The sequence below is a fragment of the Photobacterium aquae genome, from assembly GCF_001029445.1.
GTDB lineage: Bacteria > Pseudomonadota > Gammaproteobacteria > Enterobacterales > Vibrionaceae > Photobacterium > Photobacterium aquae.
Genome location: NZ_LDOT01000006.1, coordinates 204,614 through 217,663 on the forward strand (window position 1 = coordinate 204,614; position 13,050 = coordinate 217,663).

The following is a 13,050-nucleotide window of genomic DNA, read 5'->3' on the forward strand; positions in this document are numbered from 1 at the left end:
CAGAAAATAATGTTGTCGTTGTCATGATGATTACTCCTTTCTTGTTGTGGTTGAAAATAAATAATCCGATCGGATTGTGCGAAATAATAGATGAAAATTACGGCGATAACAACAAAATCAAAATTAATTGAAATGCCTGTACGCTGAACGATGTCTTTAGAAATTAAGACAGAGCAGTAGGATGCGCATCATACATCGCGTGATATACCCAAATGATATTTAGCTATAGGGCTGGGATATCACTTGGGTATTCGACGATTGATTATTACATCGGTGTCGCTAAATAGAGTTTGTCTTTGTCTCGATCGGCATATACCACATAAGGGACATTGCCAACACGAAATCCATAGGGTTCAACGGCGGCTTCTATCGGAATAACTCGTTCGATTTTACGGTTGAGTAAATCAACCCGCCAGATGCAGGCATAGGCTGATGAGTTATCAAAATAGATTTCATAACTATCGCCCCCCCAAGAAAGGTTGTTGATTACCCAGTTTTCGTAGTGATCATTAATCAGAATGCTTTTATGGTAGGGGGTTTCAACGAGTAATTGGCCATCATCGCTGCTTATTTGACTTTGTTGGTCGGCTGATACTAGCGGTACGGACGAATAGCGACCTTTGTGCGGAGGTGGCGCATAAGGAACCTGTACCAGAGAGGGAGCTGCCGCAGTGAGATCTAGCTCGAAATAATCATCCTGTTTGTTTTTTATGTACAGCAGTGATTCTTCGATACTATGGACATAGACCGGTTCAGGTGCTGTGAATACGGTCTTTTTGTTGCCCGTTAGCAAATCAAGCGTCTTAATATCATTACCAAGATTATAAACTAGCTCAATACGGCTCTTATAATGAGCGACAAGGAAGTTTTCCTGACTAGCCATTTCATTGATGTCGATGAGCGCTTTGTGCCTCCACCAGTTGTATGGATCGACGGTAAAATCTGTCGTTATTGTTTTTTCTAGCTCAGCAAGGTATTCCGGTGAGTAATCGTTGTCGCTTTTACTCTGTACCATATCGGTATTGAGTTGTGTGACTTGCTGCTGGGTTGTTTCGTTGGTTTGATAAGCGCGTAATGAATAGTATTCGGTACGTTTGTTAGCAGCTTGGGGTTGCAGTGAGCCTTCGGTGTTAAAGACATTGGCAACCATCATAGGGCGTTCGTCGCCAAGGAAGAGATGACGGGTCTTGCCGTCGTTGGGTATAACACCGTCGAAGGGAATGCGAATTGCTTTAGTGTCGGTGCCCGCCTTTAGTAAGGTTAGCGATGTCCCTTGTGTTAATGTTTTGGGGCCAATACATTCTATCGACTCATGATTTGCGATGTTGCCTTGCCAAGATGCCGGCACGGCAAGGAAATTTTTGTCAAGAGCACAACTTGAGCGAGTAAGCCGTGTATCAATTCGTGACTCGGTTTGCTTGAGTGAACATAGGCCAAGGTTGGTTTGTATTGCTTGGGCGATTCGGGGATGTTGCTGTAACGTATCGGCCTTAATAAGGGACGCGATGTCGTCACATGCTTTTTGATTATCGGTCCGTGATGCCGCGAGAGAATAGTCGCTAAGCAGCCATAGTGTTTCTGCTGACGGTGAATGCGCCGAAAACAAGGCCGGGCAACTATCAGCATAAAGATAAGCTGCGTAGTAGGCGGCTGTGTAATCTTTTTTCTGATAATGCTTTAAAAATAGAGCTCGGGTTTTAGCAGTAGTTGTATCGTTGCACGCACTGTTTTCCGTATTGGCTTGAAGCGCAGTAGGAAGTGCAAAAAATCCAACCATGACAAGCGGTAAGATAAATTTTCTCATTAACTGATGTTATTGTTATTTATGGTACCGGCACTATAACAGAAAATAATGGCAAGGCCGTGATGTTAAGTCAGCGAAACAGAGCCAGCGAAAGAGTTGAGCGGTTTCATTCAGGTTTGTTGCCGGTATGGACAGTGCGAAGGATCAAAAGAATTGCCGCATATAGCCAGCCAATGAGTTGCTTGCCATCTGCTAATATATGTCCAGCAGGGATGGTTTGTTCATTCTCGATTCATCTTTGTCGTCACATACTTAGGTCAAACCAGAAAAGGAGCAAAAAATGAAAAAACAACTAATTGTCACTCTTGGTGCGCTACTGCTTTCCAGTTCTGTTTTGGCTGCCGATAACTCTTCGTCGGGCGGCGGTTTTCAGGGGCCTAGCGCCAACGACAATCTCAATACGGTTGAAGATGTTATGAATGCAAGCTGGCTGACCGATGGTACGCCTGTGACGCTTGTTGGCCACCTGACTCATTCATTGGGTAATGAGCGTTATCTGTTTGCTGATGATACCGGAAATATGCCAGTAAAGATTGATGACGATGAATGGAATGGCCAGACAATTACGCCAAAAAGCAAAATTCAGATTAATGGTGTTATTGAGAAAGACGATAGCATCAATGCGGTTGATGCCAATACGGTTCAGATCCTGAATAACTGATCGGCTGTGTGAGGGCGCTTAGCCCGTGATAAACAAGAGGAGCATCTGAGTGCTCCTTTTGTTTTGTCTGCGCTTCTTGTTGCGTTATACGTGGTTATTAATTCTTGATGTTAGTCGTGCGGTACAGTACACGGCGAGTTAATGATCATTCACTTTTGGGGTTGTCGTTAGAGGATGGTGGGTTTTCCCCGTTGTCTTTGTCTTTGGCCTCTTGTTTTTCTTGTTTCTCTTCATCAAGGATAGCTTTAGGTGTTGATTTCTCTTTTTTGTCTAGGCGGTAGGCGATAGCAAGGCCAAAGCGTGATTTTTTATTTGTGACAAGGGCCTCTAATGCTTTGCTGTCGACGGTATCGAATTTTCCCATTTCTTTTGCTGTGCGCTTTGAATTTCCAATAACCGTATCATCCGCGAGATCGACCATGATGGTTGCCGCCTCGGTAAGTGCAGTGGCGTACTCTTCAGGATCATTGAGATCATAATCAGAGATATTCATGTGCTTGCGAATTTCCAAAGCCCAGTTCAATGCAAGAAAAGGAATCATTGTGGTGTTATTGTCTTTTCCATCAGGTTTAGGAGGGCGATAGCTTATCCCTTCGAGGAAATTGACAACCGATAGGTATTTGTCGTTTTTGAGTTGTTTCATACCAATGTATTCAGGCAAATCATCCGGTTTTATTTTTTCGCCTTTGCGGTTGAATAACCAAACCTCATGGTCATTATTCATTTCAGCCCAGAAGTCATCACCAGAATCGAGAAGATTATGTGCCACTTTAACTGTAATGGGGACGCTTGTTCCGCCGTTCGGCATATCCCAAAAGGTTGAGAGTGCTGTCAGTTTATCCGTTAAGTACAGCACGCCTTCTTCAGGTCCTATTACCACAGTGCTGAGTGCGGTTTTGTGCTTTGTGGTTTTGTCTTTGCATTGATAACTTGCAGAGTCGGTAGGGGTTGAGTCTTCAGACCATTTTTTTACCCCTGATCGACCATTTAAACGGCAGAGGTCATTAAATATATTTTTTTTGTCGGTTTTGTATCTCTGCAGGTTGGCATAGATAGCATCGTAATCAAGCACGGCTTGAGTGGGCAACAGTTGATCTAGTGTGACTGAAATCGTATCGCCGTTTTCCAGCTCGTTATAGGTGATTTTTTCTGCATAGCACACTCCAGCAAGGCATACTTGGGCTGCTATTAGGGTTAGGTAACACCGCCAGTGCATAACGTTCTCTCATACCGTGTGTTTTGAGAAGTTTAGCAAAGCATGGATGAAGCGATGTTTCATCCTTGAGGGGGGGAAGACGTCACAGAGGACGTTATCGCGCTGTCTTCCTCTATCCGTGCATGGGGGAAGACAGCGAATAGTGATGCTTCGAGGCGTTTATAGGCCTAGTTCATCAAGTAAATCCAAGTCAACATCGGGTTGCTTCGCCTCAGCTTTGCTAGGTTGCTGGGTACGCTGTGTTTGTTCGATGATGCTGTCAGGATCATCATGGCTTTGCTGGTCAAACTCTTCGAGTTGAATAAACTCAGTTTTATCCATAGCAAGCTCAAGGTAGAAAATATTATTGTTTTCAGTCGTGAAACTGACTCGGCGTGCTTGCGGGCGATCAAGGTTAGTATCAACAGATAGCAAAATTTGTTTGTTGAGTGCCAGCATCTTTGGCTGGTTCTGGGTGATAGAAACCTGAAGCTCGCGGCGGATTTTGCCAGTGAAGTCACCCACAACTTGGTTCATGAGCTCGCCCAATACGTCTGATACCTCATCTGACGTATGGTGAATTGCGAGCTCGTCTTCCATCATGCCCATTTTTAACATGTAATTTTTGTACAGTTCGAGTGCAGCTTGTTGTGAAAAATTGCTAACAACAAGACCGGTAAAGCCACCGTCAAACAGAACAAAACAGCCTATATCAGGCTTGAGGCTGGTTTTGTTGATTTTTTGTACCATTGCCGAGTAGGAAATGTCACTGTCGGTTGCTGTAGACAATACCGTTGAAAATGACTGGCAGAGCTTGAGCAAGATGTCGTCAGTGGTAATGATTTTGGTTTTTTTCATTAGGATATACATCGCAAATTTGGGGCACTAACTCACTATATCGACCGTTTGGTACAAAAATGAAGGACTCGAGAGCGGAAATTTCTGTTTATGGGGGGCGGTGTCGTAACTATTTTTGTTGTAGATAATGATAGGGCAAGCTACCTCAAGACTACTCGACCACTAGGCTCAATGTCTGGAGGCAGCTAGATAGCGCCGAAATGGTTAGGATGACTAGCCATTTGCGGTTGTCAAAACAGTAATCACGCAGCGTTGAAGCGGTTCTCTAGGTATTCAATGATGTCGTTTGATTCATACATCCAAGTAACGTTGCCGTTATCTTCTTCGATACGAAGGCAAGGCACTTTACGTTTCCCCCCTCCGGCAATGAGCTCTTTCTCATGTTCAGGCTGTTTTGCATCACGCGTTTCCAGCGGTAGGCTTAGTCGTTTGGCAGTGCGGCGTACTTTTACGCAAAACGGGCAGGCATCGAATTGATAAAGTTTAAGTTGGGCAACTGCTTGGTTTACCTTGTCTTGTTGTTCTTCATCTCGTTTTAGCGACCGAGGCGAAAATACGGCATTGAAGAGCAGGATGAGTTGTCCGAGCACCAGACGAATGACTTTCATATGAAGGATTCCTTTATAGTAATGTTTATACCCAATTTACCTCAAAATGAAGAATTAAAGCGGCTCCAGCATAGTCACGAGTTGTAAAATAAGCGAAAAGTAGCGTGCCATTCATCAACTTATATTGTCATATTTTAATATGCTGAAATAACCATTTTGACGTCATTGGAGTATAACCATCATACCTTGAGTTTATAAATAAGCCAAAGAGTCAATAGCACGATAAAAGCAATGAAAATTAAACTATTTCACATTAATTGTATGGAAAAGCCGATCAGTATCACTTAGTGCAAAAATACCGTGCTTATATAAACCATGAGTTGCATATTTACATTATCATTTTCACATTCGATGAAAATATAGGTGTGAGTTGTGCTGTCCCCCAAACGTATTTTGATATGTGATGATTCACCGGTGGTACACCGGAGCCTGTCGAAATACCTTCAAGAGTTTGAAGGTGTCAGTGTGATATTTGCTAGCGACGGACAAGAAGCGCTGAATTGTATGGCAAATGAACGCATTGATATTTTGTTTCTGGATTTAACCATGCCAGTTATGGACGGCTTTGAGGTATTGGAAGAATTAGCGGATCAGCGGTCAGAGCTGTCGATTATTGTGCTGTCAGCGGATATACAGCAACAGGCAAAAGAGCGCTGTAGTCGTCTTGGTGCTGCTCATTTTCTTGCCAAACCATTTCAAAAGCAGATGCTTTTGAAAGTACTTTCCGAGGTCGGTGTTGATGGCGCTTTGCCCTCTAACGACACTCAGCATCTCGCCAGCACGAAGATTCGCCACATATCGGTTGAGCCGTCACCTGCGTTTATTACTAGAGGGAACGACGCTTGCCTGACAGCCTTTCGGGAAATAGCCAACATTGCTTTGGGGCGAGGGGGGGCAATTATTTCGGATCACCTTGGGGAATTTATCAAAATGCCGCAGCCCAATGTCGCCATGCTGTGTCCGGCTGATCTTTTAATGACGATCCACGATATTAAGCACCAGCCTGATTCAACCGCAATTTCGCAGCGGTTTGTAGGCGGTGGTATACATGGAGAGGCATTAATCTGTTTGCATGGGCGTGACATACTTCATTTTGGTGAAAGACTAGGCTTTAGTCAGGTTGATGAAAACAAACATGAAATTGTCGTAAATATTGCAAATTTAATGGTGTCGTCATTTTTGGTCGCCCTCTCAGAGCAAATGAATATTCCATTTTCGGTCCGCCAGCCTTTGGTGATGGAGGACTATATGGCCTGGGGAGATAATGTGAGCAACCAGCAGTCGCTGTTTACTGTTGAATATTGCTATAAAGCTGAACGGTATGATGTGGAATGTGCGGTACTGTTTATGATGGATTGCCATTCAATTCCAGTCATTAGACAAATTATGGAGACATTGCATTGAATGAAAAAAGCCACCTTGCCGATTTTCACCTTATTTTGCAGGTTATAGACAATATTGATGCAGGTGTGGTGATCCTTGACAGGGAACACCGAGTTGTCGCTTGGAATAGCTTTATGCAGGCTTACAGCGGAGTCTGTGTTGATCGAATCATGGGCTATGACCTATTTGATGTGATTGATGATTTACCTAAAACATGGCTGATAAATAAAATAAACTCCACATTCAAGCTGCGTACTCGCACATTCAGCTGTTGGGAAGATCGTCCGTTCATCTTTAATTTTAGTAATTTCAGCCCCGTGGTTGGGGGCTCGTCAGTGATGTACCAAAATATGACGTTGACGCCGCTGAAGTCGTTGACCGGGGAATATCATCATATCTGCCTTACCATTACAGATGTTTCGGATATTGCGCGCAATAAGATGCACCTTCATGAGTCTAATGCGCAACTTACCCATCTCAGTATGACAGATCGGCTCACCCAGCTTTATAACCGCGGCCATTGGGAAACGTGCTTGGCCGAAGAGTTTGAGCGTTGTGTCCAGTTGCAATCGTCATCAACCTTGGTGATGTTTGATATCGACCATTTTAAAAAGGTCAATGACACTTATGGTCATGTCGCCGGAGATGCTGTCATTAAGCAAATTTCGACAATTTTGCAGAAAACCAAACGTCAGAGTGATTTGGCGGGGCGTTATGGCGGCGAGGAGTTTGGGATTATCCTGCCGGGAACAAGTGCCGACATGGCGATGTATTTTGCCGAACGGCTGCGGTCGCGAATAGAGAAGGCGGTCGTCAAGGTAGACATTCGCGAGATCATCACCACCGTGAGTTTGGGGATGGCAGAGTGGACTCCGGCAATGGCAAATTACAATCAATGGCTAGAATGTGCAGACCGTGCGTTATATCACTCCAAGCAGAATGGCCGTAATCAGTCTACAATCTTTGCCGTCAGCGAGAAAACTGCCCAAAAACAAAGCATGTGAATGTAAAAACTTAATTTATATCATTGTAATTAATCTTATATTTTTTAGAATGCTACTGTGTACCCAAACAGCAAGACGCGATTTGGGCATAGAGCTAACTTGAGTTATGATCTTGATTTAGTTCGCTGGGAATATGAGAAGGGCTCGGCAGGAACGCGATAGACGTTGTCTATCTATGCGGCCCATAGGAATCGTAAACGAGAAATCGGAAGTTATGGTTGTAGAATCTGAAGGCTATCACGCGCTCATCGAATATTTTACTGAGCATCTCTCGCTATTTGAAAAGTCAGACGCTGAAGGCTGTGCTGAAACAGTCGAGGATGTTGTGACGGATATGATAGCAACGAATTTGATGGCTGTATTTGCCCAAAATCCTGATTTGGCAAAAGACTTCCGTTTTAAGTTGATGCAAGAAGCTGATGCGGTTGTTGAAGACCTCAATGAAGTCTTGGCTGGAGTATGGACTCGTTGCCCAACGAACGAGCAGGTCGTATTTTTGGAAGACTATATTGGTCTGGTCAAAAACCTGTTTGATTCGGCAATTAGCCAATACGCCCAGTAACAATCTGCGTTTCGTTAATGACGATGCACAGCGAAAATCGGCTGCTCATATTGAGTGGCCGTTTTTGATCATGGCACTCTCGTTCATCTCACTGGAATATCGTATGAACCTCAAATTGTGATCTAAGTTCACAATGATTGCAACTTGCCGAGACAGCAGTACAATGCAGGCGTTTTATATTGTTTGGTAGGTTGTTATGCGAATTCACGCTGTCCATAAGCTTTACGATGAGCGCCTTGCTCGTTCGACAAAACCATTTTTGGCCAGAGGCGGCAAGTTAGAGCGTTGTGGCTTTTGTATGCTGCGGGCGACGATGTGCATTTGCGCGAGCAAGCCGGTAATCAATTCCAATGCGGCTTTTTTGCTGGTGATGTACGATGATGAAGTGCTGAAGCCAAGCAATACAGGCCGGCTTATCGCCGATTTGTTCCACGATACCTATGCTTACATCTGGTCTCGTACCGAGCCTAACCCTGCCATGTTGTCACTGCTTGCTGATCCGCAATGGCAGCCTTATGTGGTCTTCCCCGCTGAATATGCCGAACCGGGCAGGGTGGCAGAACAGGTTGAGCTTGCCCCTGGTAAGCGTCCTTTGTTTGTGATGCTTGATGGCAGTTGGGCTGAAGCGAAAAAAATGTTTCGTAAGAGTCCGTATTTGAATGGTTTTCCTGTGCTGTCGATCAATCCGGAAAAACCATCGCGCTACCAGGTGAGGGAAGCGTCCAAGGCCAATCAGTTGGGAACGGCGGAAGTGGCTGCTCGAATTATAGATTTGTACGGCGAAAGTAAAAATGCCGAAGTTCTGGATTTATGGTTTGATGTGTTCCGCGAAAGTTATATGGCAGGAAAGATGAACCGAATGTTGCCGGAGCACAATGCCAAAATTGATCTCGCGTTATGTATGACTGAATATTAATTTAACCATCATAGGGGAGACGAGATAGTTATTCCGACCCACCTAAGAAAATGGAAAATACAGGTAATTAAGTAACATCAAGACGTTACTTTGTGAAACAGTTTGGTGTTTCTTTCAACATTCGCGACTTATCGCAGAATTGCAGCCTGCTAAATTCGTGTCTCGTCACAGTCTGTAGGTGTAGTTATGTGGATAATTTTTTCAGTTTTGTTTTTTAATGACTTTCGGAGTGTGCAGGATGTACTACGGCTTTGATGTAGGCGGTACTAAAATTGAGTTTGGCGCCTTTAACGAGAAGCTTGAGCGTGTGGCAACAGAGCGTGTGCCAACACCCGGTGATGATTACGACAAGCTGTTAGATACCTTGGTTGGTCTAATCGAGAAAGCCGATCGGGAGTTTGGCTGCGAGGGCTTGGTAGGTATTGGCATCCCAGGTATGGAAGATGCGGAAGATGGTGCATTGCTGACGTCTAACGTACCCGCTGCTACAGGCCGCACTCTACGAAAAGATTTAGAGCAACGTATTGGTCGTAAGGTTGCAATTGACAACGATGCTAACTGTTTTGCACTTTCTGAAGCGTGGGATGAAGCACTTCAGGGTGAAAAGTCAGTTCTGGGTCTGATTCTAGGAACCGGTTTTGGTGGTGGTATCGTGTTTGATGGTCAGGTATTCTCAGGCAAGAACCATGTTGCCGGTGAGCTTGGTCATACACGTATGCCAATTGATGCTTGGTTCCATCTCGGAGAAAAAGCTCCGCTGTTCGATTGTGGTTGCAAGAACAAGGGTTGTATTGATAATTACTTGTCTGGCCGTGGATTTGAGCAACTTTACGCGCACTATTACGGCGAGCAGCGCTTAAAGCCATTGAAATCATCAAGCGTCATGGCGAAGGCGACGAGAAAGCCCTTGAGCATGTAGATCGCTTCATGGAATTGCTTGCCATCTGTTTGGCAAACTTGTTCACCGGTCTTGATCCACATGTTGTTGTACTTGGCGGTGGCCTGTCCAATTTTGAATTGATTTATGAAGAGATGCCGAAGCGACTTCCTAAGCATCTTTTGTCAGTAGCCCGTGTTCCAAAAATCGTCAAAGCCAAGCATGGTGATGCTGGTGGTGTACGTGGGGCTGCTTTCCTGAATATTAAATAGTTTCTCTATAGTGTCACTGTTAAAGCACCGGTAATACGGTGCTTTTTTTTGTCTTGAAGTTCACTAAGCTGCTGAGGGAAGGAAATATTCCCCCTAAAACACAACTTGTCATTGCCTAGGGGGGGCAGTTTGCTAGAATCGCTGCTCTTTGTAATTAGCAGGAAATGTTATGTCTTTTCACTCTTTGGGGCTGAATAGCCAATTGGTTAATAATGTTCAGGCGCTTGGCTTTGAGCAGCCGACTTCCGTGCAGGTGCAGGCGATCCCCGAGGTGATGGCTGGGCATGATGTCTTGGCTGGCGCTCAAACGGGTACGGGTAAAACGGCGGCATTTGGTTTGCCGCTGCTTGATAAGTTGATGGCCTCGGGTGACCGACCTGCAGAAAAACAGGCGAGATCTTTGATTTTGACACCAACCCGTGAATTGGCGCAGCAGGTATTTGATAGCTTAACAAGCTATAGCAAGGATACCGGTCTGAAGGTGGCGGTTGCTTACGGTGGCACCAGTATCAAAATGCAGGTTCAAGCATTGGCTGGTGGTGTTGATATTTTGGTGGCGACACCTGGACGCCTTCTTGATCACGCTTATGTGGGGACGGTTGATCTGAGCTTGGTGAATACGCTGGTTTTAGATGAAGCCGATCGTATGCTGGATATGGGCTTTATTGATGATATCAAGCGCATTATGAAGCGCCTTGGCAGAGAGCGTCAGACGTTGTTTTTCTCGGCGACTTTCGGTAAAGCGGTGAAAAAGCTGGCCTATGATATTTTGACAGACCCTAAACTGATCGAAGTAACGCCTGCTAACTCGACGGCAGTTACCGTTGAGCAGATGGTGTACCCAGTTGACAAACATCGTAAGCAAGAGCTGTTGTCTTATTTGATTGGCTCTCGCAATTGGCAGCAGGTCTTGGTGTTTACCAAAACGAAACAAGGCTCAGACGAGCTAGCCAAAGAGTTGGGCAAGGATGGGATTAAGGCTGCCTCTATTAATGGTGATAAAAGCCAAGGCGCTCGCCAACGTGCACTCAATGATTTCAAAGAGGGCAAGGTGCGCGTGCTGGTTGCGACAGACGTAGCTGCCCGTGGTCTGGATATTGAGCAGTTAGAGTACGTTGTTAATTTTGATATGCCATTCAAAGCGGAAGACTACGTTCACCGCATTGGCCGAACAGGTCGTGCTGGAATGAAAGGGCACGCGATTTCACTGATGAGCTTAGACGAAGAGTGGGCACTCCGTGCGATTGAAGAGCTGCTAGATAGCCGATTGCCACAGGAATGGCTTGAGGGGTATGAGCCAGATCCTTTCGCGGTTGTACCGAATGACAAACGCCCATCCCGCTCAAAAGATAAGCGCAGAGCTAAAGCCAAGTCGCAAATTCATAAAAATCGGGGACGTCACCAGAAAAGAGGTTGATATTTGAGTGAAATGTGCGCATTATCAGTAGGCTAGAAAGTTAATTCGTGACAAGAATTAGTAATTTTAACAGAGGTTTACCTCTGTTTTTTCCTTGTTGCGGTTCAATGAAAATGATAATGCGTACATTGAGTAGGTGAAAGCGTGGACAGGCTCAGACTACGGCTACGATATACAGCATATATATTGTTGTCGTTCTCATTTTTTTCTTATCTTTTCTATATGCTTGGTGGCTTTAACAAGGAATTTGTTGTCAGTGCTAAAAACGCCGCCTTTTCCAGTATTGATGACACGACGCAAGGTGGCGACACTCAAACGTATCTTGATATAGATGGTGAGTCGATAGTCCTCAATTGTGAACTGGGCAAAGCCGGGCAATGGCCATTTTGTGAAATCGCCATTAATTTTACCAATATTGCCCGTGGTATCGACTTATCTACTTATCATTCTGTGGGCATTGATGTTGATTATTTTAGCCCCGTGGATGACGAGAGAATCCGTGTTTACCTCCGCAATTACGACCCATCTTATTCCAGCGAAAATGATCCCATTTCACTTAAGTTCAACGCGATAGAGTATGCGCCCGGGGCCGGTAACGGACTGTTAGTGATCCCGATGGATTCCTTTCAGGTACTCTCTTGGTGGATCGCTGAATATGCCATACCGATTGAAAAAGCAGGCCCCGAATTCTCACAAATCCAAACCATAGAAATTGCAACGGGCAGTTTTGTTAAACCGACGAACTACACGATCCGACTCAATAAGCTGGTTTTTTACGGGCAATGGATATCTGAATCGACGCTATTGCGGATAAACATGATGTTGTGGATTAGTGCGGCGGTTGTTTTTCTCTATTTTGAACGTCGGCGGTTAAATTTTCAGTTACAGCAAGTTGTGGCAAAGGCGGATTTTCTCAAAGATGCCAATAAGAATTTGTATCAGAAGTCGATGAAATTTGAGGAGCTTGCCTTTACCGATAATCTGACAGGCACTCAGAACCGTCACGCCGTTGACTCTTGGCTTAGCGAAATCTTGGATTTTTCTCGACTTAATTGCCATTCATTTTCAATTATTTATATCGATATTGATCATTTCAAACGTATCAACGATCAGTTTGGTCACCATTGCGGGGATGAAGTTCTCAAGGAATTTGGTCGAGTATTGAATTTGCGCGCCAGAAAAACGGATGTGGTTGTTCGCTGGGGAGGGGAAGAGTTTATTATTTTTTGCCCGGCGACAAATTTGCGTAGCGCGCAGGAATTTGCCGAGCAACTTCGGAATATTGTTGAGCATTATCATTGGAGCCTGGGTACAACAATAACTTGCAGCCTAGGGGTTGCCGAGTACCGTATTGATGAGTCGGTAGATGAGTTTATCAGTCGTGCCGATAGTGCGTTGTATCTGGCGAAAGAGCAGGGACGAAATAGGGTGGAAATTTCACCGGTATCTTGAGATAGATGAAAACAACAAGGCCAGCAGATGCTGGCCTTGTT

The 13,050-nt window shown here is 44.8% G+C and carries 11 protein-coding genes and 1 pseudogene; 8 read left to right on the forward strand and 4 right to left on the reverse strand.

What is annotated here, in order from left to right:
- Positions 1 to 265: 265 nt before the first annotated feature.
- Positions 266 to 1,804, reverse strand: coding sequence for a hypothetical protein (locus tag ABT56_RS06385; protein WP_157037788.1), 1,539 nt, complete (start codon positions 1,802 to 1,804; stop codon positions 266 to 268).
- A gap of 280 nt (positions 1,805 to 2,084) precedes the next feature.
- Here ABT56_RS06385 and ABT56_RS06390 point away from each other — a divergent pair, with 280 nt between their 5' ends.
- Entirely contained in the window at positions 2,085 to 2,465 is a 381-nt protein-coding gene (locus tag ABT56_RS06390) for a YgiW/YdeI family stress tolerance OB fold protein (RefSeq protein ID WP_047878023.1), read from the forward strand.
- A gap of 145 nt (positions 2,466 to 2,610) precedes the next feature.
- Here ABT56_RS06390 and ABT56_RS06395 read toward each other — a convergent pair whose 3' ends face one another.
- The 3 genes from ABT56_RS06395 to ABT56_RS06405 form a co-directional block, all read right to left on the reverse strand.
- Complete coding sequence (locus ABT56_RS06395; RefSeq protein WP_053062394.1) at positions 2,611 to 3,681, reverse strand: ParB/Srx family N-terminal domain-containing protein; 1,071 nt, start codon at positions 3,679 to 3,681, stop codon at positions 2,611 to 2,613.
- Positions 3,682 to 3,840: 159 nt separating this feature from the next.
- Positions 3,841 to 4,518 carry a DUF3334 family protein gene (locus tag ABT56_RS06400; RefSeq protein WP_047878024.1) on the reverse strand — a complete coding sequence of 226 codons (678 nt, stop codon included), beginning with the start codon at positions 4,516 to 4,518 and terminating at the stop codon, positions 3,841 to 3,843.
- A gap of 242 nt (positions 4,519 to 4,760) precedes the next feature.
- Complete coding sequence (locus ABT56_RS06405) at positions 4,761 to 5,126, reverse strand: glutathione S-transferase N-terminal domain-containing protein (RefSeq protein WP_047878025.1); 366 nt, start codon at positions 5,124 to 5,126, stop codon at positions 4,761 to 4,763.
- Between the two features lie 372 nt (positions 5,127 to 5,498).
- Here ABT56_RS06405 and ABT56_RS06410 point away from each other — a divergent pair, with 372 nt between their 5' ends.
- From ABT56_RS06410 to ABT56_RS06440, 7 genes and pseudogenes are all read left to right on the forward strand, one after another.
- Positions 5,499 to 6,530 (forward strand): response regulator, encoded by a 1,032-nt coding sequence (locus ABT56_RS06410; protein ID WP_047878026.1) that lies wholly within the window; start codon positions 5,499 to 5,501, stop codon positions 6,528 to 6,530.
- Positions 6,527 to 7,513, forward strand: a complete 987-nt coding sequence (locus tag ABT56_RS06415) for a GGDEF domain-containing protein (RefSeq protein WP_047878027.1) — start codon at positions 6,527 to 6,529, stop codon at positions 7,511 to 7,513. Before ABT56_RS06410 ends, ABT56_RS06415 begins: the two co-directional genes overlap by 4 nt.
- Before the next feature lie 214 nt (positions 7,514 to 7,727).
- Positions 7,728 to 8,075 carry a DUF3802 family protein gene (locus tag ABT56_RS06420; protein ID WP_047878028.1) on the forward strand — a complete coding sequence of 116 codons (348 nt, stop codon included), beginning with the start codon at positions 7,728 to 7,730 and terminating at the stop codon, positions 8,073 to 8,075.
- A 196-nt stretch (positions 8,076 to 8,271) separates the two neighbouring features.
- Positions 8,272 to 8,991, forward strand: coding sequence for a tRNA-uridine aminocarboxypropyltransferase (locus tag ABT56_RS06425; protein WP_047878029.1), 720 nt, complete (start codon positions 8,272 to 8,274; stop codon positions 8,989 to 8,991).
- Positions 8,992 to 9,229: 238 nt separating this feature from the next.
- A pseudogene (nagK, locus tag ABT56_RS06430) lies at positions 9,230 to 10,140 on the forward strand (N-acetylglucosamine kinase).
- A 169-nt stretch (positions 10,141 to 10,309) separates the two neighbouring features.
- Complete coding sequence (locus ABT56_RS06435) at positions 10,310 to 11,557, forward strand: DEAD/DEAH box helicase (RefSeq protein WP_047878030.1); 1,248 nt, start codon at positions 10,310 to 10,312, stop codon at positions 11,555 to 11,557.
- A 189-nt stretch (positions 11,558 to 11,746) separates the two neighbouring features.
- The gene (locus tag ABT56_RS06440; RefSeq protein ID WP_240478264.1) at positions 11,747 to 13,009 is read left to right on the forward strand and encodes a GGDEF domain-containing protein; all 1,263 of its coding nucleotides are present in this window, start codon (positions 11,747 to 11,749) and stop codon (positions 13,007 to 13,009) included.
- Positions 13,010 to 13,050 lie beyond the last annotated feature (41 nt).

Bases quoted from the DNA above. Each gene is read 5' to 3' on its own strand.
- ABT56_RS06385 (WP_157037788.1), bottom strand. From the start codon at position 1,804: ATGAGAAAATTTATCTTACCGCTTGTCATGGTTGGATTTTTTGCACTT.
- ABT56_RS06390 (WP_047878023.1), top strand. From the start codon at position 2,085: ATGAAAAAACAACTAATTGTCACTCTTGGTGCGCTACTGCTTTCCAGT.
- ABT56_RS06395 (WP_053062394.1), bottom strand. From the start codon at position 3,681: ATGCACTGGCGGTGTTACCTAACCCTAATAGCAGCCCAAGTATGCCTT.
- ABT56_RS06400 (WP_047878024.1), bottom strand. From the start codon at position 4,518: ATGAAAAAAACCAAAATCATTACCACTGACGACATCTTGCTCAAGCTC.
- ABT56_RS06405 (WP_047878025.1), bottom strand. From the start codon at position 5,126: ATGAAAGTCATTCGTCTGGTGCTCGGACAACTCATCCTGCTCTTCAAT.
- ABT56_RS06420 (WP_047878028.1), top strand. From the start codon at position 7,728: ATGGTTGTAGAATCTGAAGGCTATCACGCGCTCATCGAATATTTTACT.
- ABT56_RS06425 (WP_047878029.1), top strand. From the start codon at position 8,272: ATGCGAATTCACGCTGTCCATAAGCTTTACGATGAGCGCCTTGCTCGT.
- ABT56_RS06435 (WP_047878030.1), top strand. From the start codon at position 10,310: ATGTCTTTTCACTCTTTGGGGCTGAATAGCCAATTGGTTAATAATGTT.